The organism is Pseudomonas kilonensis (assembly GCF_001269885.1).
Classification (GTDB): Bacteria; Pseudomonadota; Gammaproteobacteria; order Pseudomonadales; family Pseudomonadaceae; genus Aquipseudomonas; species Aquipseudomonas kilonensis.
In genome coordinates, this window is sequence record NZ_LHVH01000017.1 from 112757 (window position 1) to 136663 (window position 23907).

18 protein-coding genes and 1 pseudogene are annotated in these 23907 nt (G+C 59.4%); 16 read left to right on the forward strand and 3 right to left on the reverse strand.

What is annotated here, in order from left to right; all coding sequences use genetic code 11:
• Window positions 1–11: 11 nt before the first annotated feature.
• Genes AD662_RS07095 through AD662_RS07105 form a run of 3 tightly spaced genes read right to left on the reverse strand, consistent with a single transcriptional unit; the run spans window position 12 to window position 3693 of the window.
• The gene (locus AD662_RS07095) at window positions 12–782 is read right to left on the reverse strand and encodes a hypothetical protein (protein ID WP_053186278.1); all 771 of its coding nucleotides are present in this window, start codon (window positions 780–782) and stop codon (window positions 12–14) included.
• Window positions 779–1633 (reverse strand): DUF4123 domain-containing protein, encoded by an 855-nt coding sequence (locus AD662_RS07100; RefSeq protein ID WP_053186280.1) that lies wholly within the window; start codon window positions 1631–1633, stop codon window positions 779–781. The genes AD662_RS07095 and AD662_RS07100 overlap by 4 nt, the downstream gene beginning before the upstream one ends.
• Window positions 1630–3693, reverse strand: coding sequence for a type VI secretion system Vgr family protein (locus AD662_RS07105; protein WP_053186283.1), 2064 nt, complete (start codon window positions 3691–3693; stop codon window positions 1630–1632). The genes AD662_RS07100 and AD662_RS07105 overlap by 4 nt, the downstream gene beginning before the upstream one ends.
• Before the next feature lie 429 nt (window positions 3694–4122).
• On the opposite strand from AD662_RS07105, the gene tssA reads away from it, so the two are divergent.
• From tssA to AD662_RS07185, 16 genes and pseudogenes are all read left to right on the forward strand, one after another.
• Window positions 4123–5679 (forward strand): type VI secretion system protein TssA, encoded by a 1557-nt coding sequence (tssA, locus tag AD662_RS07110; protein ID WP_053186286.1) that lies wholly within the window; start codon window positions 4123–4125, stop codon window positions 5677–5679.
• Between the two features lie 32 nt (window positions 5680–5711).
• The gene (gene tssB, locus AD662_RS07115) at window positions 5712–6215 is read left to right on the forward strand and encodes a type VI secretion system contractile sheath small subunit (protein WP_053183142.1); all 504 of its coding nucleotides are present in this window, start codon (window positions 5712–5714) and stop codon (window positions 6213–6215) included.
• A 25-nt stretch (window positions 6216–6240) separates the two neighbouring features.
• Window positions 6241–7716, forward strand: a complete 1476-nt coding sequence (gene tssC, locus AD662_RS07120; protein WP_053186289.1) for a type VI secretion system contractile sheath large subunit — start codon at window positions 6241–6243, stop codon at window positions 7714–7716.
• An 8-nt stretch (window positions 7717–7724) separates the two neighbouring features.
• On the forward strand, window positions 7725–8135 hold the full coding sequence (gene tssE, locus AD662_RS07125) for a type VI secretion system baseplate subunit TssE (protein ID WP_053186292.1): 411 nt from the start codon (window positions 7725–7727) through the stop codon (window positions 8133–8135).
• Between the two features lie 6 nt (window positions 8136–8141).
• A complete protein-coding gene (gene tssF / locus AD662_RS07130) occupies window positions 8142–9929 on the forward strand; it encodes a type VI secretion system baseplate subunit TssF (protein WP_053186295.1) in 1788 nt (595 codons plus the stop codon).
• On the forward strand, window positions 9893–10897 hold the full coding sequence (tssG, locus tag AD662_RS07135; protein ID WP_053186298.1) for a type VI secretion system baseplate subunit TssG: 1005 nt from the start codon (window positions 9893–9895) through the stop codon (window positions 10895–10897). The genes tssF and tssG overlap by 37 nt, the downstream gene beginning before the upstream one ends.
• Before the next feature lie 11 nt (window positions 10898–10908).
• Window positions 10909–13494 carry a type VI secretion system ATPase TssH gene (gene tssH / locus AD662_RS07140; protein WP_053186301.1) on the forward strand — a complete coding sequence of 862 codons (2586 nt, stop codon included), beginning with the start codon at window positions 10909–10911 and terminating at the stop codon, window positions 13492–13494.
• A 10-nt stretch (window positions 13495–13504) separates the two neighbouring features.
• Window positions 13505–15022: a sigma-54 interaction domain-containing protein gene (locus AD662_RS07145; RefSeq protein WP_053186303.1), complete on the forward strand. Its 1518-nt coding sequence runs from the start codon at window positions 13505–13507 to the stop codon at window positions 15020–15022.
• 52 nt (window positions 15023–15074) lie between these two features.
• Window positions 15075–15215, forward strand: coding sequence for a hypothetical protein (locus AD662_RS07150; protein ID WP_053186305.1), 141 nt, complete (start codon window positions 15075–15077; stop codon window positions 15213–15215).
• A gap of 19 nt (window positions 15216–15234) precedes the next feature.
• Window positions 15235–16026, forward strand: a pseudogene (gene tagH / locus AD662_RS07155) (type VI secretion system-associated FHA domain protein TagH); the annotation flags it as partial.
• Between the two features lie 59 nt (window positions 16027–16085).
• On the forward strand, window positions 16086–16589 hold the full coding sequence (tssJ, locus tag AD662_RS07160; protein ID WP_053186311.1) for a type VI secretion system lipoprotein TssJ: 504 nt from the start codon (window positions 16086–16088) through the stop codon (window positions 16587–16589).
• Window positions 16586–17917: a type VI secretion system baseplate subunit TssK gene (gene tssK / locus AD662_RS07165; protein ID WP_053186314.1), complete on the forward strand. Its 1332-nt coding sequence runs from the start codon at window positions 16586–16588 to the stop codon at window positions 17915–17917. The genes tssJ and tssK overlap by 4 nt, the downstream gene beginning before the upstream one ends.
• Window positions 17918–17922: 5 nt before the next feature.
• Window positions 17923–18786 (forward strand): type IVB secretion system protein IcmH/DotU, encoded by an 864-nt coding sequence (gene icmH, locus AD662_RS07170; protein WP_053186318.1) that lies wholly within the window; start codon window positions 17923–17925, stop codon window positions 18784–18786.
• Window positions 18787–18799: 13 nt separating this feature from the next.
• Window positions 18800–22243, forward strand: coding sequence for a type VI secretion system membrane subunit TssM (gene tssM, locus AD662_RS07175; protein ID WP_053186320.1), 3444 nt, complete (start codon window positions 18800–18802; stop codon window positions 22241–22243).
• Window positions 22240–22965 carry a PP2C family protein-serine/threonine phosphatase gene (locus AD662_RS07180; RefSeq protein WP_053186322.1) on the forward strand — a complete coding sequence of 242 codons (726 nt, stop codon included), beginning with the start codon at window positions 22240–22242 and terminating at the stop codon, window positions 22963–22965. Before tssM ends, AD662_RS07180 begins: the two co-directional genes overlap by 4 nt.
• The gene (locus AD662_RS07185) at window positions 22962–23894 is read left to right on the forward strand and encodes a serine/threonine-protein kinase (protein WP_053186325.1); all 933 of its coding nucleotides are present in this window, start codon (window positions 22962–22964) and stop codon (window positions 23892–23894) included. Before AD662_RS07180 ends, AD662_RS07185 begins: the two co-directional genes overlap by 4 nt.
• Window positions 23895–23907: the final 13 nt, after the last annotated feature.

A 23907-nucleotide genomic window follows, 5' to 3' on the forward strand; every position in this document is an offset into this window, starting at 1 on the left:
GGGATAGGGCCTTATTCCGTACAGCCGGGGTAAATGGTGCATTTCTGTCCGTCGGGCATTTGAAAACCGCTGAAGTCCTGGTAATTGCCATAACAAAATGCGTGTGGGTCCTCAAAGTGTTTGCCCATGCAGCGTTTCCAACCGTTCGGCACCTTCACCCAAGTGTCTCCAATGGCGGGTCTCTCCTCGTCCGCCAACTTGATCTTCATCCTTACGGTCTTACCCGACAGCTGATCCAGGGTGTACGCCGAGAAAGGACGCCCACGCCCAAGCTCGCCCTGTGGGTTGGTTTTTTTGCAGTCGAGGATTTTTACGATGCGTCGTTTGGACCCAGCAGTACGGAACAACCACTGGCATTGGCCATAGAAAGTGCTTTCACCCGCTTCGCTGAACGTGCCTTTGTATTGCGCTTCCAGCTCGTCGCGAATCACGACGTTGGCTGAATCTTGACTGATATCCCCCCAATCCTTGCCGTAGGCGGAGTTGATTTCGAGCTCGATGCGGCTGATCACCAGCGGGCAACCCATACGGGTTCGGCGAATAACGATTTCGGAATCGGGTTTGTATGCCTTACGCCACTCCCTATTGAACACCGGCGCCTTGTTATACCGGGTCTCGACGGTGCAGGTTTCGCCTGGGGCGGGCACGTAGTAAACCGCCGCCTGGTAGGCAAAATCAGGCGGCAAATCTGCCGTAAAAGTAAACGTGTTCGGCTGTGTGTTGGCACAACCTGCCGTTATCGCCAGGCCGCTCAAACTTGCAATGCACAAAGCCTGTTTCATGGCGGCATATCTCCCTGCCAGAACGCTGCCATCAGGCGCACCCGTTCAAAATGCTCGTCGGGGCTTTCAGCTGAACGTACTTGCCAGTACGGCGCCAGCGCCTGGGCGGGTGCTTGCAGGTGCTGGGTCAGTAAAAACTCCAACTGCTCGGGCGCCTGCCAGTGCCAGACCTCGGCCTGATCGAGCGTGACGCGCAACCACGCATCCGGGTTCTGTTGCTCGGCAAGGGAGGCGAAGGCCTGGACATGCTCGGCCAACAGGAAGCGGCGGGCATTGAGGAAGCGAGTCTGCTTCGCTTGCTGCGGGGTAACAGGCACCTGCAGCCAAAGAGGCGAGTCGGGTAGCGGATATTCCCCCGGGGCCGGGTTATAGGTGCTTGCCCAACAAGTGCCCTGCCAATAGCAGACACTGATCGCTGGCCCGAGATAGGCCGGATAGGCTTCAACGGGCAAGTGCTTGAGCGCCCGGGCCAGGACACGGTTGTCATGGAAGCGGTACAACGCCTGATGGGGGCGTTCTCCGATGATCAGCCGTTCACGCCAGTGTTTCACCAGTGTTGGCAGGCCCCCTTTGGGAAGGCTGGCAAGCCATCCCCAGTGGTTGTCCGGCCGGTTAAGCAATTCATTGATGTGTTCATCGCCGGGCCGATCGAAGCTGAAGACAAAGGGCCCCGCGTCAGCAAGGTCAGCGACCTGGGTTTGGCCGTACACGCTCAGGTACTGGTCGGGGCGACTGCTCTTGAGCAATGCCTGGCGCGTGGGGTGCTCATGTTCCGAGTCCAGGACGAGACACAGGGTGTGGCCGAGGCGTTGCTGTTCGATCAACCATTGATGGGGGAGTGAGCGAGTCATGCGGCGGCGACTTCCATTGGGCAGAGACCCTCGCGGCAGGCCTCGCAGATCGGACAAAAGTCCAATCCCGCTGCTTTGCTGGCCGCTATCAGCGCGCGTTGAGTGGGGGCGAGCACTGGGGCTGGAGCCGCCAAGGGATCCGTCAAGCCAGGCGTGATTGATGAAGCGGCAGCACCGGCCATGGGGTCGCCGCCGAGCTGGATTTCACTGCTGCTGTAGATACCGCTGTGGTTGATCAGGATGTGCTGGCCCCCGGCTTTCAAACTGAGAGATGCACCTGCTTCAAGGACCACATGAGCGCCAGCCTTGATCTGTATTTGCTGCCCGGCCTCGACGGCCAGTGTCTGATCGACACGGGTGTGGCGGTTGGCGACGCGTAGATAGTCATTGCCTTCGACCTGGACCGTACGGTCGGCGGCGGTGGTCCGATGTTCCTCGGCATGCAGAACGGTGATGCTGTTGCCCCTGATGGTCTCCCGCCGCTCGTTGCCAATCTCAAGTCGGCTGTCGTTTTCGATCTTCTGTTCCATGTCACGCTGGGCCCGCAGATAGATCAACTCCTGACCGGCGCGGTCTTCCAGGTGCAGCTCGTTGAAGCCGTTGTTGCCCGGCGAGCTGCAAGAACGAAACACGGTGCGGGTCTTGTGCGCAGGCAGCGGGTAGGGCCGATCGTTGGCGCTGTTGGTCAGGCATCCGCTGATCAGGGGCTTGTCGGGGTCGCCTTCCATGAAGGTCACCAACACCTCCATGCCCACCCGCGGGATCGTGACGCTCCCGTAGCTGTTGCCCGCCCAATTAGAGGCGACTCGCAACCAACAGCTGCTGCCGTCGTCGAAGTCCCCCGTCCGATCCCAGAAAAACCTGACCTTGACCCGGCCATACGGGTCACAGTGGATCTCTTCACCCTTAGGGCCCGTGACGATTGCCGTCTGGCTGCCCCATACACGTGTCTTTTGGTAAAGCCGTTGCGAACGAAAGATCGCATCCCAAGGCGTGGCAACGAAGTGATTGCGATAGCCCTGATTGAAGTGCTCTTCAGCCCTGCCAGTGTCGCTGGGGGTGATTTCCTCCAGTACCTGCGGCTGTTTGCCTTCGTGATGCACTTCTGTCAGGAGCCATAGATCATTCCATTCCTGGCGAGGGTGCCCACTCAATGTCAGGAAGTGTCCCGTCGTCAGTGCCGGCTGATCACTCTTTCCTTCGGCCTGGCGGTAGTCGACGCGATGGCGTTCCAGGGCTCGCCGGCTCAATAACCTGCCGCGTTTTTCCTGGGTAAAGTCGCCTGGATAATCGTAGGCCTCCAAGTCGGGTCGGATTTTTTCGAGGCCGGGCTGACAGCTGCTCTCCAGCAGGAATGTCGACTTCTTGAAATCGTAATCACGGCGCGTGACGCGGCTGGTCCGGGTCTCCAGTCGCAGGCCAAATCGATGGATAACCGGCTCGTCGTCAACCATGCCGCTGCCGTGTTTATAGACAGTGCGGTGCTCAAGCCGGGGAAATACGGTCTGGTCATCACCAAATACCAGATGATGGCCCGACTCGCTGTGCTGGAAATGATAATGCAGGCCTTCTTCGTGACACAGGCGCTCAATGAAGTGCAAGTCGGATTCGCGATACTGCACGCAGTAGTCACGAGGCGAATAACTTGCACTTAACTGGAAGCGATGGGCGTCGGTGAGAATACCGTGCTCCTTGAGGATCGAGGTGATGATCTGCGGCACACTGACGTGTTGAAAAATGCGCTGGTTGGTGCGGTGTTCCAAGTAAGCCAATCGTGGAACCAGTCTTATCTTGTAATGCGTCAAGCGTTTTCCGGTGTCGCCTTGTACAACACGATAAATCAGCCCGTGAACACCACTTCCCTGTTTGTTGAATGCAAGAAATGCGTGCTGGTTTAACAAGCATTCCAACTCCATATCGCTTTGTTCGCTGACGAGCTCGATATCGAACGAATACGGCGTGCTGATAGCTTCGCAGCCTTCGAAGGCCAACACTTGGAGGTCATGTTCGAGGTCAGGAATTGTGAGATGAATTTCGCGCAAATCAGGGGGGTGGAACATTCGCGGCTCCTTGGGCGTTGGCTTTGACTCCTGATCACATTGAAGCAGTCTTGATGGGGGAACGCGCAGAGACTCGTAAAAAAAGAAAAGGACGTAGGAGTTCTCTTCGCAGCAAGTAGGAAGTGAGAATGAAATGATTTGAAGTGATTTTTAGTTGGCGCGATGGTGTGTTCAAATTTGACAAAAAAATCTGCTTTGGGCGTTTCTGAAGAGGTATTTTTTTGAAAAAAAGGAAAGGTCCTACTTTTTTATTTTTAAAATTTTGGCATTCTTCGCTGCGTTCCGCTGGTTGGGACGGTGTGAGTTTTTAGGTATGCCTTGATTGTATTTGGCGAAACTTCCTACAAGCGAAACCGAATATTTACCTTGAATAACCATGTCGCCAAAACTGCCCATCTCACAAACTGAATTTTCTTAACAGGCTCGTGAATGTCGTATTCCGGAAAACTGTCCGCCCATTACCTGGCTCTCGCCAAAATGCCCATCTCCAAAGAGGGTTTTGCGGGTGCGGACGTGCGCTTTTCGAATGAATACGAGGCGTTGGAAAGCGAGCTCGGCAAAGCCCAGTCGATGCACGAAAGCGGCCAGGTCGACTGGCTGAAGATCCGTGAAGGAAGTGAAGCGCTGCTGCGTACCCAGTCGAAGGACTTGCGAGTGGCGGCCTGGCTGGTTTGGGCGCTGTATCAGCGCGAATCTTTCCAAGGGCTGCTGGCAGGTCTCTGTCTTTTGCACCACTTGTGTAAAAACCATTGGCCTGACATTCATCCGATCAAAAATCGAACCCGTGCCGCCAGTATCAATTGGTTGATGCCTCGCCTGGAGCAGGCGTTGGGCGATGACGTTGCGATCAAGGAGCAGTTGCCGCTGTTCCGCCATCTGACCGAACAACTTGAAGGTCTCGATACCGCTTGCACTGCCCACTTGGGTGATGACGCGCCTCTGCTGCTCCCGTTGTGTCGGCGCCTCAACACGATGATCCAGCGTACCACTGACAACCTGCCGCAGGCGGGTGCCATTGGGACGGTAGTGGCTCAGGTGAAGCAAGTTGCCGCCCAACTGCTCACGCCCGGCGCTCCGATCGAAAACGAAAAAGAAGCCCACAAGGCTCTGCGCGCCCAGCAGGAAAGCGCAGGGCCGTTATGCATCTGGTGGCTCAAGCAAAAAGCAACCGACGTTCGGGCCCTGCGCCTGAACCGTACCTTGACCTGGCTGACCATTGACGCCATGCCCGAGCGTAACGCCGAGCAGATCACGCAGTTGCGTGGGGTGCCGGCGGACAAACTCAAGGCTTATCAGGACAGTCTCCACCAAGGCGATTACGCGAACCTGCTGGTGGAGATCGAGGCCAGCCTGGCGAAGGCTCCGTTCTGGCTCGATGGCCAGCGGCTTGCCTGGGAGTGCCTGCAAGGGTTGAACGCCGAGTTGGCCATGGGTGAAGTGGAGGTCCATTTCGCGCTATTCATCCAGCGCCTGCCGGGGGTTATCGAATTGCGCTGGCATGACGGTACGCCGTTCGCCGATCCCGCCACGCGGGCGTGGATCGCGTCCCAGGTCATGCCTCACCTGAAAAACCCCGGCGCGGCGCCCGAAATCGATACCACCCACAACGATGCGCCTTGGGAACTGACGCTGGAAGAGGCCCAGTCGATCCTGTCCAAGGATGGCCTCAAACCCGCTGTCCAGTTACTCAGGCAAGGCATGCAAAACGCTCTTGGGGCACGCGAGTGTTTCCTCTGGCGGTTCGCGATGGCTCGCTTGTGCTTCTCGGCGAGGAAATACGAACTCGCCAAAGTCCAGCTCGAGGTCCTCGACCAGACACTGCAACACGCCGGCCTGAATACCTGGGAGCCCACCCTGGAGTTACAGGTGCTGCATTTGTTGCACAGCTGCTGCGAGTTATTGCCTCAGAACCACGTCATACGCGAGTGCAAGGAAGAGACCTATCGCAGGTTGTGTCACCTCGACCTGGAACGGGTCATTGAATAGGCCTCCGGGTCCAAAATTGTAAGGAGAAAGTCATGGCCAAAGAAGGCTCGATCGCCCCGAAGGAACGCATCAACGTCACCTTCAAACCTGCCACCGGCGGTGCCCAGGAAGAAATTGAACTGCCGTTGAAACTATTGGCGATCGGTGATTACACCCACCGCAGGGATGAACGCAAGATCGAGGACCGCAAGCCGATTGGCATCGACAAGATGACCTTCGACGAAGTGTTGGCCAAGCAAGAGCTGAACCTGACCCTGAGCGTACCGAATCGTCTCCAGGAAGAAAGCGAAACTGAAGAGTTGGCAGTACAGCTGCGTGTGAACTCGATGAAGGATTTCAACCCGGCGAGCCTGGTCGAGCAGGTGCCGGAGCTCAGCAAATTGATGGAGCTGCGCGATGCCCTGGTGGCGCTCAAAGGGCCATTGGGTAACGCGCCGGCGTTTCGCAAGGCCATCGAAGGCGTACTCGGCAATGACGAGTCCCGCCGCCGCGTACTGGATGAGCTGGGTCTGAACACCACAGCGAAGAACGCTTGATTCTTTCAGCCAAGGAAGCCGAAACATGAGTACCCATGCCGTACAGCAGCAAAGCCAGGACAACGCTGATTACAGCATTCTTGAGAGCATCATCGCCCAGACTCGCCTGACCCCGGACGATGACGCCTACGACATTGCCAGGCGAGGCGTATCTGCGTTCATCGAAGAGTTGCTCAAACCGCAAAACAGCGGCGAGCCGGTCAAGAAGGCCATGGTCGACCGCATGATCGCCGAGATCGACGCCAAGCTCAGTCGCCAGGTGGACGAAATCCTCCACCACCCACAATTCCAGGCCCTGGAGTCGGCATGGCGCGGTTTGCAGTTGCTGGTGGACCGCACCAACTTCCGCGAAAACATCAAGATAGAAATGCTCAACGTCTCCAAGGACGATTTGCTGGACGACTTCGAGGATTCGCCAGAAGTCATGCAGTCAGGCCTGTACAAACATATCTACACCGCTGAATACGGGCAGTTCGGTGGGCAGCCGGTGGGTGCGGTCATCGCTAACTACTTCATGTCGCCAAGCTCGCCGGACGTGAAGTTGATGCAGTACGTGTCCAGTGTCGCCTGCATGTCCCATGCGCCGTTCATCGCCGCAGCCGGTCCGAAATTCTTTGGCCTGGAAAGCTTTACTGACCTGCCGGACCTCAAGGACCTGAAGGACCACTTCGAAGGTCCGCAATTCGCCAAGTGGCAGAGCTTTCGTCAATCGGAAGATGCTCGCTATTTTGGTCTGACCGTACCGCGCTTCCTGTTGCGCAACCCCTACGATCCGCAAGAGAACCCGGTCAAGTCATTCGTCTACAAGGAAACCGTAGCCAACAGCCACGAGCACTACCTGTGGGGCAACACGGCATACGCGTTCGGTACAAGGCTGACCGACAGCTTTGCCAAATTCCGCTGGTGCCCGAACATCGTCGGCCCTCAAAGCGGTGGCGCGGTTGAAGACCTGCCGTTGCACCACTTCGAAAGCATGGGTGAGATCGAAACCAAGATCCCGACCGAAGTGCTGGTGTCCGACCGACGCGAGTACGAATTGGCCGAGGAAGGCTTCATCTCCCTGACCATGCGCAAAGGCAGTGACAACGCCGCGTTCTTCTCCGCCAGTTCCGTGCAGAAGCCGAAATTTTTTGGTAACGGTGCCGAGGACAAGCATGCCGAGCTGAACTACAAGCTTGGCACTCAGTTGCCCTACATGATGATCGTCAATCGACTGGCTCACTACTTGAAGGTTCTGCAGCGCGAGCAATTGGGGTCATGGAAGGAGCGCACGGATCTGGAGCGTGAACTCAACAATTGGATTCGCCAATACGTTGCCGACCAGGAGAACCCGAGTGCCGAAGTTCGTGGCCGCCGTCCGCTGCGCGCAGCGAAGATCATTGTCAGCGACGTTGAAGGTGAGCCGGGTTGGTATCGCGTAGGGCTGAACGTACGGCCTCACTTCAAGTACATGGGGGCCGATTTCACGCTGTCGTTGGTTGGCAAGCTGGACAAGGTGTAGGCGCGCTCATGATGTATGGCAGCCTTTTCGAGCGCCTGGCCGGTGATTCAGAAAAGCGCGCGGGTTTGAGCCGTGAGATGTGTGTCGTGACATCGGTGGCTGCGCATCTGGCCAAGATGCTCAGCACCCGGGCGGGTAGCGTGCAGACGCTATCCGATTATGGGCTACCGGATCTCAATGACATGCGCTTGAGCCTGCACGACGCAGGGAGCCAGGCCCGCAAGGCGATCGAGGCGTTCATCAAGGCCTACGAGCCACGCCTCAGGAATGTCTGTGTCGTTTCAATACCAAACCATGCCGATCCGCTTCGCCTGTCCTTCAGCATCGACGCTTTGCTGGATGTGGAGGGGGTCAGGCGACAGGTCAGTTTTTCCGCGTGCCTGGACGGCAGCGGTCAGGTCAAGGTCAGACAAGGATAGCCATACATGTCGTTCAATCATTACTACCAGAGCGAGCTGACGGCGCTCCGTCAGCTGGGCCGGCGTTTCTCCGAGCGTAACCCGGCGTTGGCCCCCTTTCTGGGGCAGGCCGGACGGGATCCGGATGTGGAGCGGCTGCTGGAGGGGTTTGCATTCCTGACCGGGCGGCTGCGCCAGAAGCTCGATGACCAATTGCCGGAGCTGAGCCATTCGCTGATGCAGCTGTTGTGGCCGAACTACATGCGGCCGTTGCCGGCCTTCAGCATCTTGCAGTTCGATCCACTACAGCGGTCCGGCCCCGCACTGCGGGTGGAGCGTGATACGCCGGTCGAAAGCAAGCCTGTGCAGCAGGTGCGTTGCCGTTTCCTGACGTGTTACTCAACCGAGGTGCTGGCGCTTGATCTGACCAGGTTGAGTTATTCAGTGAAAGGGGATGGGTCGCTGTTGAGCCTGCGCCTGGAAATGTGTTGCGACGGTCATCTGGGCGAACTGCAACTGAGCCAATTGCGTCTGCACTTGACCGGCGAGCGTTACATCAGCCAGATGCTCTATCTCAGTCTCTTGCGCAACCTTGAAGGTATCGAGCTGATCCCGCTGGACGGCTCCGGCGATGCCCTGCGGGCTGCAGATGGCAGCCCCATGATGTTCAGGGTCCCGGCCGATCGTGTCCAGCCGGTAGGGTTTGCCGAAGAGGAAGCGCTGATCCCGTATCCGCTGAATACTTTTCGCGGCTATCGCTACCTGCAGGAATACTTCGCCTTCCAGGACAAGTTCCTGTTCGTCGACGTCAATGGCCTGGACGTGATCAACGCTGCTCCGCGTGGCAGCGTCGAACAGATGCGGGGCCTGGAACTGCGCTTCGATATTGGCAAAAGCGGTATCCAGCGGACGCGCCCGACACTGGACAACATAAAGCTTCACTGCACGCCGATCGTCAATCTGTTCAAGCATGATGCCCAGCCAATCCGCCTGGACAGCAAACAGGACGAATACCTGTTGCTGCCGGCCGATTATGACCAGGAGCACTGCGGCGTGTTCTCGGTCGAAAGCGTCACCGGCTGGAACCCCGGCGGCCTGGGTTATCAGGCCTATGTGCCGTTCGAATCCTTCGAGCACGATTCAAGCTTCGATGTGGCCCACAGCCGACCCTACTACAGCGTTCGTCAGCGCCCTTCATTGCTGCACGGTGGCCTGGATACCTGCCTGGGCTTCGGTACCCGGCACTCTCACCCCCATGAAACCCTGTCGATCGAGTTGATGTGCACCAACCAGAACCTGCCGCGCCAGCTCAAGCCGGGTGACATCGACCAGCCCGGTGAAAAAAGCCCTGAGGCGCTGAGTTTCCGCAACATCGGGCCGGTCACCTCGAGCTTCGCTCCCCCGCTCAATCGCGATTTCCTCTGGAAGCTGGTCAGCAACATGTCACTCAACTACCTGTCGCTGGCGGACGTCAATGCGCTCAAGGTGATTCTCGAAACCTATGATTTTCCGCGCTACTACGACGAGCAGACAGAGAAGGTCAGCAAGCGTTTGCTGGACGGGCTCAAGTCGATCAGGCACCAGCATGTCGACCGCCTGCATCGAGGCTTGCCGGTTCGTGGCTTGCGCACCGAACTGACCATCGACCCCCAGGGATACATCGGCGAGGGCGACCTGTTCGTCTTCGCTTCGGTTCTCAACGAATTCTTCGCGCTTTATGCCAGCCTCAATTCGTACCACGAACTGCGGGTGAACAGCACACAAGGAGAGGTCTATCAATGGACACCCCGCATGGGCCAGCAGCCGCTTCTATAAGCGGGCTGACGCGAGGGATACGCGAGTACTCGCTATTTCAGGCCGTGTTGTTGGTCGTTGATCGGCTGCGCGAGGCTCACCCAGACCTGGATGATGAGGCGCTGTATGACCGGCTGGAGTTCCAGGCCAACCCAAGCCTGGGGTTCCCCGCCAGCGACATCGATCGTGTGGAGTTTTTCGAAGAGCACGGCCAGGTGCGAGCGCGGCTGAGCATGAACCTGATCAGCCTGGTAGGGGCAGGGTCGCCGCTACCGGCGTTCTATGGTGAGCAGGCCCTGGGGGAGGAGGATGGCAATCCGACGCGCGACTTCCTCGACGTCTTCCACCACCGTCTTCAACGGCTGATGCTGCCGATCTGGCGCAAGTATCGCTACTGCGCAAGTTTTCAGAGCGGAGCTAAAGACCCGTTTTCCGAGCAGTTGTTTGCGCTGATCGGCCTGGGCGGCGACGACATTCGCAAGGCCAGTCAACTGAACTGGAAGCGTCTGCTGCCGTATCTGGGACTGCTGAGTCTTCGTGCTCATTCGGCAGCTCTGATCGAGGCCGTGCTGCGTTATTACTTCAAGCACGCCGAACTGAACCTTGAGCAGTGCATCGAGCGGCGCGTGGAGATCCTTGGCGAACAGCGCAATCGCCTGGGGAGCGCCAATAGCCTGCTGAGCCAAGACCTGGTGCTGGGTGAACAGGTGCGTGACCGCAGCGGTAAGTTCCGGATCCATATCAGCGAACTGGACTGGCAGCGTTTTCACGAATTCCTGCCCATCGGCATCGGTTACCAGCCGTTGTGCTCGCTGGTGCGATTCACCCTGCGTGATCCCCTCGAATATGACATTCGCCTGGTCCTGCGCCGGCAGGACATTCGTGAGCTGTGCATTGGAGAACAGAACATCTGCCGCCTGGGATGGACCAGTTGGTTGGGGCACGAGCGCGCCGATGGCGTGGTGACCCTCGGCAGCAAAATTCATTAGGAATGAATGACATGATCAACGTAGACCTTCAGCAACTGATCCAGGCGTTGGACGACGAAACCAGAAGCGATCTGGAGCGCTCGGCCGAGCGATGCGTCGCCCGTGGCGCAGACAAAGTCCTGGTGGAAGACTTGATGCTGGGCTTGCTGGAACGTCCGCAGGGGCTGCTCGCGCGAGCCTTGCAGGATGCCCAGGTAAGCGCAGGTGAACTGAGCGCTGCGCTGCAACCACGGATGGGACACAGCGCTTCGCGCAACCCGGTATTCGCCCCGGAGCTGGTGCAATGGTTGCAGGATGCACTGCTGGTGGCCAATCTCGAGCTGGGCTGCAGCCAGGTCGGACAAGCCGCGTTGATCCTGGCATTGCTGCGCAACCCGCTTCGCTATGCAGGGAGTGCTTACCAGGCGCTGCTCACCCGACTGAACGTCGATCGGTTGAAAGATTTCGCCTTGTCGCAACAGACCCACCCTGTCGCCGATCACTCCGCCAAGCCGGGCGACTCCCTGCTGGCGCGCTTTACCCATGACCTGACCCGGCAGGCTCGTGAAGGTCAACTCGACCCGGTGCTTTGTCGCGACGGTGAAATCAGGCAGATGATCGATATCCTCGTTCGTCGCCGCAAAAACAATCCAATCGTGGTCGGTGAAGCAGGGGTGGGCAAGACCGCCATCGTCGAGGGGCTGGCGTTGCGCATCGCCGTCGGAGAAGTACCGTCAGTGCTCGAAGGCGTCGAGCTGCTTTCGCTGGATATGGGGCTCCTGCAGGCCGGGGCCAGCATAAAAGGTGAATTCGAACGTCGTCTCAAAGGGGTGATCGACGAGGTCAAGGCTTCGCCAAAGTCCATCATCCTGTTCATCGATGAGGCTCACACCTTGATTGGCGCGGGTGGCAACGCCGGGGGCGCCGATGCGGCCAACCTGCTCAAGCCGGCCTTGGCCCGGGGCGAGCTGCGTACTATCGCGGCCACCACCTGGGCCGAGTACAAAAAATATTTTGAAAAAGACCCGGCCCTGGCCCGTCGTTTCCAACCGGTGCAATTGCACGAGCCGACCGTCAGTGAGGCAGTGACCATCCTGCGTGGCCTGGCCCGGGTCTACGAGAACAGTCACGGCATTTACCTGCGTGATGATGCGGTGGTCGCGGCGGCGCAATTGTCGGCTCGCTACCTGGCTGGTCGTCAGTTGCCAGACAAGGCTGTGGATGTGTTGGACACTGCCTGCGCCCGCGTGCGCATCAGCCTGGCCGCTGCGCCGCACAGCCTGGAGCGGTTGCGCGGCGAGTTGGCCGAAGGCAAGCGCCAGCGCCAAGCGCTTCGTCGTGATGCGCAGGCCGGCCTATCGATTGATCTTCAGGCGCTGGAAGCGCTGGAGGTACGCCTGGAGGCTACCGAAGACGAGCGCCGAACGCTGGAAATCCAATGGACCGAGCAACGCATTCTTGCGGAACGCCTGTTGTCGCTTCGTCAGCAATTGGCCAAGGCACGGAAAGCCTCGGTGGATCACCCCCTCAGCGTCGAAGCACTGGAAGCGGCGTTGCATGAAACACACGGCACGTTGGTGGCTGCGCAAGTCCAGGCGCGCCTGGTCAGCTTCGAAGTTTGCCCGCGACTGGTAGCCGAGGTCATCAGTGCCTGGACCGGTGTGCCGCTGGCACAACTGGCGCGAGAGCACAATTTGAAAGTCGCCAGTTTCGCGACGGACCTGCGTGCTCGTATTCGTGGTCAGGAGCCGGCTGTACAGGCGCTTGACCGTGCGATGCGTGCCGCCGCCGCAGGCCTGAACAAACCCGACGCTCCGGTGGGCGTGTTTCTGTTGGTAGGGCCCAGTGGCGTCGGCAAGACCGAGACGGCGCATGCCCTGGCCGACCTGCTCTATGGCGGCGATCGTTTTATCACCACGCTCAACATGGCCGAATTCCAGGAGAAACATACGGTTTCCCGGCTGATTGGCGCGCCGCCGGGCTACGTCGGTTTTGGCGAAGGCGGCATGCTCACCGAAGCCGTGCGGCAAAAGCCCTATTCAGTGGTGCTGCTCGATGAGGTCGAAAAGGCCGACCCGGATGTGTTGAATCTTTTCTACCAGATATTCGACAAGGGCTTGGCCAACGACGGAGAAGGGCGGGAGATTGATTTTCGCAACACCCTGATCCTGATGACGTCGAACCTGGGCAGCGAACGCATCAACGTGTTGTGCGAAAACGGCGCCAAACCAAGTGCCGAATGCCTTGAAGAATCCATTCGCCCAATACTCAGTCAACATTTCAAGCCCGCGCTGTTGGCGCGCATGTGCGTGGTGCCGTACTACCCGGTCAACGGGCCGGTGTTACGTGAACTGGTGGAAGTCAAACTCGACCGCCTGGGCGAGCGGCTGCACCGTCGTCAATTGGGTTTCAGTTATTGCGGGCACCTTGTGAACCACCTGGTTGAGCGTTGCAGTCGTAATGATCGTGGCGCACGACTGATTGACCAACTGCTTGACCTGCACCTGATGCCGCTGGTTGCCGACCGGTTGCTCGCCGCCATGGCCGGTGGTGAACAGCTACGGCATGTACACGCCGTGCTCAACGGCAACGCCAGTCTCGCGTGTGAGTTCTCCTGAGGTGGGCGCCATGTTCAAGAAACTTTCGCAACCGTTGGACTATGCCGAAGCGCTTCTGGCGCTGTTTTCCGACCTTTCGCGTTTGGCGGACGGTGCTGAGCTGGTGGGGAAGTTCATCCAGGGCGTAGCGCGGCTCAGTGGCTGTGAACTGGTGCAGTTGTACCTGCTCGATGCCACTCTCACCCGCCTGGTAATGAACACCGAGAGCCTGGATGGCCAGTTGCAATTTCGTGACCCGCAAAGCCTGCCCTCCGACTACCACGCTGAGCAATTGTTGCAATTTTCCCTGTGCCAGAACCGTGTGGTGTACCTCGACGCGTTAAGCGACAGCGTGCACGAAACCGGTTTCCTGCCGCCGCGGGCCACCCCCTGGCAGTCGCTGCTTTGCGTTCCCTTGGGTGATCCGCAGGATGGGGTCGGAGGCTTGTTGCTATGCGCGAGCAATCGGCACCTCGACCTGCATGGGATCGCTGAGTCCCTGGGACATCTTGGGACCTTCGCGCTTGGCCAGATGCATCTGTTACAGCGTCTGCGCGGTCCTGTCGACGAGTCGGTGCCTGATACCACGAGCCTGCCGAGCGCCGTCAGTTACGGCCTGATTGGTAAGAGCATGGCCATGCGCAAGACCTGCTCATTGCTCAGTAAAGTACTGCACAGCCCCTATACCGTCCTGCTGCGGGGTGAGACCGGTACCGGCAAGGAGGTGGTGGCCCGGGTCCTCCATGATTACGGCCCGCGTCGATCCAAGGCGTTTATCGTGCAGAACTGTGCGGCGGTTCCCGAGAACTTGTTGGAGAGTGAGCTTTTCGGCTATCGCAAGGGCGCGTTCACCGGTGCCGACCGGGACCGCGCCGGGCTGTTCGACGCGGCCAACGGCGGCACGCTGTTGCTCGATGAAATCGGCGATATGCCGTTATCCCTGCAGGCCAAGTTGTTGCGAGTGTTGCAGGAAGGCGAAATCCGACCGTTGGGGTCCAACGTCACTCACCAAGTCGACGTGCGCATCATTGCCGCTACCCACCGCGACCTGAAGCAACTGATGGAGGAGGGCAAGTTCCGTGAAGACCTGTATTACCGCCTTGCGCAGTTTCCAATTCCGCTACCGGCGTTGCGCCAGCGCGACGGCGACATCATTGAGCTGGCGCGGCATTTTGCCGACAAGGCTTGCACACTCCTGCAGCGGGATCCGGTGCGCTGGTCAGACGCAGCGCTCGATCACCTGGCCGCCTACGACTTCCCGGGAAACGTTCGTGAACTCAAGAGCATCGTAGAAAGGGCCGTGCTCATGTGCGAGGGCGGCGAACTGCTTGTCGAGCATTTTGCACTACACATCCAGACCCCAGCCGAGCGGGGCCGTGTGAGCTTGCGTGAACGGATGGAGCAGATCGAACGTGGCCTGCTGATCGATGGCCTGCGCGAGAGCTCGGGCAACAAGGCGCGTGCCGCCCGTGAACTTGGCTTGCCGCTACGCACGCTGGTCTATCGCCTTGCGCGCCTGAACGTTCAGCGTAGTGATTTCAATGATTGATCCTCGCCTTGTTCGTAGTCCTTCCAGCCCGGTCATTCCTGGAGAAATTTCGATGCCTGTTTTTGCCTGGCGAGCCGTCCTGCTGACGTTCCTCGTGTCGCTTGCCCTCGGCGGTTGTAGTGGTAACTACAAATTCAACGACAGTGATTATCGCCCTCTGGGTGATCCACAAGCGGTCTATCGCGGTAAGTGACCCAAGGAACCTTTAGTAGATGGATCTTGTTTTCGAAATGCTGAACGCCAACCAGTTCGTCCCTGTACGGCTGCTTCACAAGACCTTCGGACCGGCCGGCGGAGTGATCGGTCGGGGCGAGGGTTGCCACTGGATGATCCCTGATCGTGATCGCCTGCTGTCCAAGTGTCACGCGCAGGTCAGCTTCCGTGAGGGCGCGTTTTTCCTGACCGATACCAGTGGCAACGGTACGACCCACCGCGAAAGCGGCGCACGCCTGCCCAAGGGCGAGCCGGTACGGATACAGGACGGAGACGCCTACATCATGGGCGAATTCGAGGTCCTGGCACGGCTGGTCGGCGGCCCGTCGAACAGCGTTGCCGAAGCCGGTCGCTCAACGCCGGTCGACAGTCTCATTCCGGACGATGCCTTTCTGGAACTCGACCCGCTGAAAGCGCTGGACCAACAGGAGCGGGTCTTGCTGGACATCGATGAGCTGATAAATCCCACTGCCGTACCACCAGATGCCCTTGGGCGCCCAGATTATGCGCGTATCGACATGGAAAGCCTGCTGGTGCCGGAGTTGGTCGAAGAGCTCGTTGAACCAAGGCCTGCGTCCATCCCGCCCGCCGGCGCTATGGATCACCCGCGCGAAGATTTTTGGGAGCGCTTTGCGATGGCCTTGGGTATGGATCTCGAAAGCCTTGATAGCGAGGCCCGCGAAACCCTGGCGATCAACGCCGCGCTGCTGCTCAAGCAAAGCATTCATGGTTTGCAGCAGAGCTTGCGCACTCGCTCGGCGTTGAAAGGCGAACTGCACCCGGCCCAGACCTATGAAGAACAGGTTCGTCTGATTGCCAGCCTGCAAATCGATCACCACGGATGACGTCCATGTCGCACTGCACGATGCACTTATTCAAGACTTTGAAGGCGCTGGCCATGGCCCTGCTGCTGGGCGGTTGCACCACGTTGTCGCCCTTTTCGACGATGACCAAGCTCAACCTCACCCTGACGGCCAGTGATCAGCTCAACCCCGACCTCAATGGGCGCCCATCGCCAGTGGTGGTGCGGTTGTTCGAACTCAGGCATCCGGTAGCCTTTGAAAATTCGGATTTCTTCAGCCTTTATGAGCGCGCGAGGGAAACACTGGCCCCCGATCTGGTTTCCAGCGAAGAGCTGGAATTGCGCCCAGGTGAAACCGTCGAGCTCAGGCTCGGTATCACTGGGGATGGCCGTTACGTCGGCATACTCGCGGCGTACCGGGACCTGCCACACGCCCGCTGGCGCTACACACTGCCAGTGGCTGCGACGCAGTTGACCGAAGCGAACCTGACTCTCGACCAGGATGGGATCGCCAACATGCTTGAAAGACAGGCCAAGGTAGATGACCGATGAATCACGATAAAGTCATCTGGCAAGAAGGCATGTTGTTGCGTCCACAACATCTGCAACACAACGATCGTTACTTCGACCACCAGTTGAAGGTTCGCACCCGGTTGCTGGCCAGTTACGCCTGGGGATTCCTGGCGCTGGAAATCGATCTGCAATTTCTCAACATGGGCCAACTGGTGGTCAGCCAGGCCAGCGGGGTCCTGCCGGACGGCAGTCTGTTCGAGCTCGGTGGCAACACCGAGCCGTTGGCCCTGGAAGTACCGTCCAATACCAGCAATACACCGATCTACCTCGCGCTGCCATTGGTGACCGGCAATCACATCGAGTCCCGTCGTCCGGAGCAATCTGACGTGCTGGCGCGCTACACCATCTACGACGCGCAGGTGACCGACTCCAACGCCGGCGATTCCGGCGGGAGCCAGATCAGTTGTGGCCGGCCGGACCTGCGCCTGCTGTTGGGCGAGCAACAGAGCGACCATGCGTTTGTGAAGCTCAAGCTCTGTGAGGTGCTCGATACCACGGCCGATGGAGTGATCAGGCTCGCCCCGGACTTTGTGCCGACCTTCCTCCAGGCTCGTTCATCCCATTATTTGCTGTCGTGTCTCAAGGAGATCATCGGCATGCTTGCCCATCGGGGTGACAGTCTTGCGGAGCGGATCCGTTTCAATGGCAAGGCCGGTGGTGCGCAAGTCGGCGATTTCATGATGCTGCAACTGATCAACCGTAGCGAACTGTTGCTGCGTCATTATCTGGACCTGGAGCAAGTACATCCCGAAACGCTCTACCGAATGCTACTGGCCCTGTTGGGTGAACTGGCGACGTTCTCCAGTGACAGCAAGCGCCCACCCCTCACCAACCGCTACCAGCACAGCGACCAGGGCGCATGTTTTCGCAGCCTGATGCAAGCGATCCGCCAGGTGCTGTCGATGGTGCTCGAGCAGCACGCTATCGAGCTGCAATTGCAGCCGCGCCAATATGGAATCACCGTTTCGCCGATGCAGGACCTCTCCCTGCTGGATACGGCTTCATTCGTGCTGGCGGCTAGTGCCAACTGTGACAGCGAAGAGCTGCGCCATCGACTGCCGTTGAACCTCAAGGTTGGCTCTGTGGAGCGCATCCGCCAGTTGGTCAACCTGCATCTGCCCGGTATCAAGATCAGGCCTCTGCCTGTGGCTCCGCGGCAGATCGCCTTCCATGCCAACAAAACCTATTTCATCCTGGAGCCCAGCTCCGAAGACCTGGCGCAACTGAAGCGCTCGGCAGGCTTCGCGTTCCATGTGTGCGGTGATTTCGCCGAGCTTGAACTGAATTTTTGGGCCATCAGGAATTGAACGAAATGGACAAGGAAAATCCCCAGGACGAAACAACCGTCCTGCTCGACCACCATGGACAGCGTCCTGCTTCCGGACCCTTGACCGACGCTGCTGCGCCGCCGCGTTTCGAACAGTTGCAAGAGCGAATGATCTACGCTGCGCACCTGCCGCGGTCCCAGGCCTTCAATGTCAGCCTTAATCCGCTGGTCTCGGCGGCGTCCGGATTGTTGTCGCAAATGGTGCAGCTCAAGCACGGCCGCGAACGCGAGGACCTGCAAGCCCTTAAAGGGGAACTGAAGCGAGGCCTGGAGCAGTTCGAAGCCTGTGCCTTGCAGGACGGTGTTGAAAACAATCAGTTGATCGCGGCGCGTTACGTGCTCTGCTCAGCGATCGATGAGGCGATCGTCACTACGCCGTGGGGCCATGGCGGTGGTTGGTCACAGATAAGCCTGCTCAGCACTTTTCACAACGAAACCTTCGGCGGCGAGAAGGTCTTTCAATTGCTTGAGCGCTTGTCGAAAAACCCCATCAAACACCTGTCGATGCTTGAGTTGTTGTATCTGTGCCTGTCCCTGGGCTTCGAGGGCAAGTATCGGGTGCAGACCCGTGGGATGCTCGAACTCGAAAATCTGCGCGATGCCCTGTATCGGCTGATCTGCCAGGCACGCGGCGACATTCCTCGTGAACTGTCGCCTCGTTGGGAAGGCTTCGATGGTACGCGACGCAACCCGGTGCGCATTGTCCCGGCCTGGACGGTGGCGGTTTTTACGCTGGTCTGCCTGGGGGTGATGTACTCGAGTTTCGCCTGGGTATTGGACGGGCAGCGCCGAAGCGTACTGCAACCATATCAACTGTCAGAACCGGTCGCCGCTCAGCCGCTGCCGTAAACAGGGACGTGTCATGAAATTGCTTTTAAGGAAAGCCGGTGCCTGGGTGCGCCAGACGTGGATTTGGACGCTGCTGGCGGTGCTTTGTATCGCGTTGCTGGTGTGGTTCGCCGGGCCGCTCCTGGCCGTCAATGACTACAAGTTCTGGGCAAGCCCGACGGCGCGGTTGCTGACCGTCAGCGTGTTAATGCTGGGCTGGGGTCTGGCCATGGTTTTCGTCAATGGGCGCGGCAGTTCAAGCACGAATCTCCAGCAAAACGCCCCCGAGCAGGCTCGGGCCCTGCATCAGGCCAGGATTGATGATGAGCAGCGCGAAGTGCGCTCGCGCTTCAAGCAGGCATTATCCACGCTAAGGTCCTCGAGCCTTTATCCCGGCCGCAGCGAACGCTGGCGCAACGATCTGCCGTGGTATCTGCTGATCGGCCCGCCTGCCAGCGGCAAGACCCATCTGCTGGACTGCTCGGGCCTGGAGTTCCCCCTCAACAGGCTTGAACGCAAGCCACTCGGCGACACATCGGGTACCCGTTATTGCGATTGGTATTTTGCCGAGCACGCCGTGCTGGTCGACACCGCCGGGCGCTACCTGACCCAAACGGACAGTGATGTCGACAGCAGCGCCTGGGCCGTATTGCTCGAACTGCTGCGCAAGCGTCGCCGCAGTCGTCCGTTGAGCGGTGTACTGGTGACGGTGCCGACCGAGGTCCTGTTGCTGGGCAGCGAGGACGAAGTTACTACGCTGGCCCGCCAGATTCGTGGCCGCCTGCAGGACCTGCAACAGCGACTGCACGTCGATGTCCCGGTTTATCTGGTCCTGAGCAAAGCGGACGGCATGCCAGGTTTCAATGAGTTCTTTGATTCGTTGACTCGCGAAGAAAACGACCAGGTATTGGGTGCAAGTTTCAGTCGGGACCAGCGTGGCGGTGATGTGGTCGTGTTACGTGCCGAGTTCGAGGCGCTGCTGCATCGCCTCAACAGTCAGGTGATCATGCGCATGCATCAAGAGCGCGACCCGCTGCGTCGTAGCTGTATGCTTGATTTCCCTCACCAACTTGGACAACTCGGCGCAGGCCTGTGTCTGCTGGTCGAGCAGGCGTTTACCGGCAACGTTGGTACGTTGCGGGGTTTCTACCTGACCTGCGCATCATCGCCGGCCCGAACCAATACCACGCACAGCGGGCGCTCGCGGTTCATTCATCACTTGATCAGCCGGGTGATTTTTCCGGAGGCCGATCTGACCGACCTCGTTCAGCGCGAGCGCCGTCGTCTCCATTGGGGGCAGCGAGCTTTGTATTTCGGGGCGCTGACGGTCATTGGCCTGTGTGGGCTGTTGTGGGCGCACGGTTTTTCGGCCAACCACGAGCGACTGGACAGCTTGCGTACGCTGACGCAACGCTGGGACCAGCAGCAATCGGTCCAGGCGAATGCTGATGACTGGGCCGCGATGCTCGAATCACTGGATCTCCGTTTCGAGGCCACCCAGGTTTTCCCACCCTACAGGGCGGTGCCTTTGCATGAACGCGTCGGCCTGTACCAGGGCGAGGCGAGCAACCCTGCGGTGACCGACGCCTACGAGCGTGAACTACAGGAGCGACTGTTGCCGAAGGTTGCGCAGAGGCTGGAAGCGCATGTCCGCAACAACTGGAATGACCGTGAGCAACTGCTCAACAGCCTGCGCGCGTACTTGATGCTGGGCTTGCAAGAGCGCCGCGATGTTGCCTGGCTCAAGGACTGGCTGGCCAACGATGGGTCGCTTCGTCATCCCGGCAACACGGCGCTGCAGGAGGGCCTGAATGCCCACCTCGAGCGCCTGTTGGAGTTACCGTTTATCCATGCGCTCAACGAACCGCTGGTGGCCCAGGCCCGGGAAGCCTTGCGCCGTGAGTCCCTGGCGGCCGTCGTCTACAGAATGCTGCACGAACAGGCCAGCCATCTGCCGCAATACCGACTCAGCCAACACCTGGGCTCGCAAGGTGCGTTGTTGGTCGGCACCGATCGTATGATTCCCGGTTTCTATACCCGCCAGGGTTACGAACGCTACTTTTCGGTTCAAGGCACGGCCCTGGTCACCGAGTTGCTGCGGGACAACTGGGTATTGGGTGAAGGCGAGGGCCTCAGCGGCATGGACATGCGTCGCCTGATGGTCGAACTGGAACAGCTGTATTTTCGTGACTATGCCGACCACTGGAGCGAAGCGGTCGGCCAGGTCGCCCTACAAACCATCAGCAATGCAGGTGAGGGCGCCGAGCAACTCGCGGGGCTGACCTCGGCTCACTCGCCGATTCTGCGGATGCTGGTGCAAGTGCGCGAACACACTCGAATCCAGGCTGTTGTCGAGCAAATCGACGACCTGACGCAAGCGGCAGGGAACGTTGGACATGCCGTTACAAAACTCGCCGCCGTGGCTGGGAAAGCCTCTGCGTCCCTGACCGAAAGCCTGCCGGACACCGCGCAAAAATCCTTGCGACGGCGTTTCGAGCCGCTGCATCGCCTACTGGATCCGGACAATGGTCCGACGGCAGATCTGGTCCAGGCCTTGCGGGCCATTGATGAGGTGCAACTGCAACTGGCGAACCTGGCTCGCGCCAGTGCCCCGGAACAAGCGGCGTTCGAGTTGGCCAGGCACCGGATGGGCGGCCAGCGCGATGCGTTGAGTCACCTGCGCGGTGCGTCTGCCCGCTTGCCGCGGCCGGTCAGTGCTTGGTTCAACGTGATGGCTGAGGACAGCTGGCGCTTGGTGCTCGATGACTCTTATCGTTACCTGAACCAGCGTTATCAGAGCGAGCTGTACAGCTTTTACGGCAAGGCGATCAACAAGCGATACCCGTTCAGTGCCCACAGTGCCAGCGACGTCGCGCTCAATGACTTCCGGGAGTTCTTCAAGGACCAGGGCATCGTCGATCGATTCTTCGACAATTACATGCAGCCCTTCATCAGTGGCTCCGCGGGACACTACCGTCTGCGCAGCATCGACGGTCAGAGCTTGCCGATGTCCCGGGTCTATCTCGATCAAATGGCAACCGCACACACCATTCGCCGGAGTTTTTTCGCCGAAAACCCGACCGAGCCGCAAGTACAGTTCAAGCTTGAACCGTACACCCTGGACCCGGCGGTAAGCCGTGCTGAATTCCGTTTCGGTGACCAGATGCTTGAATACCGCCACGGTCCGATCCTGCCGGTGGCGTTTACCTGGCCAAGCGACGCGCAGAATGGTCGAGCCGCCCTGGTGCTGGACAAAATGGTTGGGCGAGGCGTGGGTATCGAGAAAAATACCGGGCCGTGGTCGCTGTTTCGGTTGTTCGACCTGATGCAGAGCGAATACCTGACCGGGCGCGATGTCCGCGTATTGAAGGCGGACCTGGGTGGCCTGCGCGCCAACTATTTGCTGACGAGCCAACGTACGCCGAACCCTTTCGACATGAGCGTGCTGCGCACATTTCGCCTGCCGGTGCAGCTTTGATGGAGGCCGGCCCCTGGTACAGCGCCGCGCGCACGGACCCTGGCAAGACCCGGCCACGTAATGAGGATGCTTTTCTCGATTGCCCACAACAGGGGGTGTGGGCGGTGGCCGACGGCATGGGTGGCCACTCGGGGGGCGACATTGCCAGCCAGCTGATCGTTGCCAACCTGACGGAACTGCCGCTGTACCGGGACTTGGCTGAACGTTCGAAAGCGGTGCGCCAATGCCTGCGCTGGACCAACCGACGACTGAGCCAGGAGCTGACCGTCACCGACGATCATCCCGGCATTATCGGCAGCACCGTGGTGGCGCTGTTGCTGGAAGGAAACCGCGGGGTCTGCATCTGGGCGGGCGACAGCCGTTGTTATCTGTGGCGTGGTCGGCGACTGTACCAACTGACCAAGGACCACTCACTGCAACAGCAACTGATCGACACGCAACACATCAGCCGCGGTGAGGCCTGCGCCCATCCTGCGGCCAAGGCACTGACCCGCGCGGTCGGTGCCGCCCCAGAGTTGAGGCTGGAGGTGCTGGAGCTGGATGTTCACCCGGGCGATACGTTCTTGCTGTGCAGTGACGGCCTGTACCAAGGCCTTGGCGCGCAAGCCCTTGGCAGTGCCTTGGACCTGGCTTCGCCGCGCGTGGCGTTGGAGCATCTTTTCGACGACGTTCTGCGTGGCCCGGCACGGGATAACCTGACGGCCGTGGTGGTCCGCCCGTGAATGAAGAGGGTAGCCACCCGACGTATTCCACCTTCGCCAACGCTGTGCCTACTGTGGCATCCAACCAGCTTTGCGTCAGCGAAACACCGGACATACTCACAGGACGCTATCGCCTTGAACGCTTGCTTGGGGCGGGTGGCATGGGGGTTGTTTACCGCGCGCGGGATCTGCTGCACGAACAGTTCGCTGATCCCGATCCATACCTTGCCGTGAAGATGCTCAGCGAGGTATTCGACGCATCACCCGATGCGAGTGCGCTGCTCTACAGCGAGTTCGCCCTGACGCGGCGATTGCACCACCCGAATATTTTGCGCCCCTACACCTTCGAAGTGGATGCCGCCCAAAGACGGGCCTTCATCACCATGGAACTGATGCGCGGCCTGACCTTGGACAAACTGCTTTGCGAACGGCCCCTCGGGCTGCCTTGGCCCGAACTGAAGGCTATCGCCGTGCCGCTGCTGGATGCCCTGGCGTACGCCCACGGCCGTGGCGTGCTGCATGGCGACGTGAAGCCAAGCAACGTCATGTTGAGCGAAGAAGGCCTGCGCCTGTTCGATTTCGGTTTGGGCCTGGCCGAAGAAGGGCCTTCTCAGCATCTGCCAAACCTGAACCGTGAACGCCTTAACGCCTGGACCCCTGGTTACGCGGCGCCTGAACTGCTTGAAGGTGCGCCCCTTTCAGCGGGTGCCGATGTCTACGCTGTGGCTTGCGTGCTGTATGAACTGGCGAGCGGCCAACACCCGTTCCGACGGCTACCTTCCACCCAGGCTCGCGATAGCCGGTTGGAGCGCCCACTCAAGGCGCCACGCAACCTGCCCAGGCGTTGCTGGCCGGCGCTGCGGATGGCGTTGGCATTTGATCCGGGGCAGCGGCGTATGGGTGCGGCTCAGTTACGTGATGCCTTGGGTGATGTTTCGTCCTGGTGGTGACATCCCCCCTGTG

What these genes read in the sequence shown, in the direction of transcription:
- AD662_RS07145 (WP_053186303.1), top strand. Translation starts at nt 13,505, where the DNA reads ATGTTCAAGAAACTTTCGCAACCGTTGGACTATGCCGAAGCGCTTCTG.
- tssB (WP_053183142.1), top strand. Translation starts at nt 5,712, where the DNA reads ATGGCCAAAGAAGGCTCGATCGCCCCGAAGGAACGCATCAACGTCACC.
- AD662_RS07100 (WP_053186280.1), bottom strand. Translation starts at nt 1,633, where the DNA reads ATGACTCGCTCACTCCCCCATCAATGGTTGATCGAACAGCAACGCCTC.
- tssH (WP_053186301.1), top strand. Translation starts at nt 10,909, where the DNA reads ATGATCAACGTAGACCTTCAGCAACTGATCCAGGCGTTGGACGACGAA.
- icmH (WP_053186318.1), top strand. Translation starts at nt 17,923, where the DNA reads ATGGACAAGGAAAATCCCCAGGACGAAACAACCGTCCTGCTCGACCAC.
- tssA (WP_053186286.1), top strand. Translation starts at nt 4,123, where the DNA reads ATGTCGTATTCCGGAAAACTGTCCGCCCATTACCTGGCTCTCGCCAAA.
- tssK (WP_053186314.1), top strand. Translation starts at nt 16,586, where the DNA reads ATGAATCACGATAAAGTCATCTGGCAAGAAGGCATGTTGTTGCGTCCA.
- AD662_RS07095 (WP_053186278.1), bottom strand. Translation starts at nt 782, where the DNA reads ATGAAACAGGCTTTGTGCATTGCAAGTTTGAGCGGCCTGGCGATAACG.
- AD662_RS07150 (WP_053186305.1), top strand. Translation starts at nt 15,075, where the DNA reads ATGCCTGTTTTTGCCTGGCGAGCCGTCCTGCTGACGTTCCTCGTGTCG.
- tssG (WP_053186298.1), top strand. Translation starts at nt 9,893, where the DNA reads ATGGACACCCCGCATGGGCCAGCAGCCGCTTCTATAAGCGGGCTGACG.
- tssE (WP_053186292.1), top strand. Translation starts at nt 7,725, where the DNA reads ATGATGTATGGCAGCCTTTTCGAGCGCCTGGCCGGTGATTCAGAAAAG.
- AD662_RS07105 (WP_053186283.1), bottom strand. Translation starts at nt 3,693, where the DNA reads ATGTTCCACCCCCCTGATTTGCGCGAAATTCATCTCACAATTCCTGAC.
- tssC (WP_053186289.1), top strand. Translation starts at nt 6,241, where the DNA reads ATGAGTACCCATGCCGTACAGCAGCAAAGCCAGGACAACGCTGATTAC.
- tssF (WP_053186295.1), top strand. Translation starts at nt 8,142, where the DNA reads ATGTCGTTCAATCATTACTACCAGAGCGAGCTGACGGCGCTCCGTCAG.
- tssM (WP_053186320.1), top strand. Translation starts at nt 18,800, where the DNA reads ATGAAATTGCTTTTAAGGAAAGCCGGTGCCTGGGTGCGCCAGACGTGG.
- tssJ (WP_053186311.1), top strand. Translation starts at nt 16,086, where the DNA reads ATGTCGCACTGCACGATGCACTTATTCAAGACTTTGAAGGCGCTGGCC.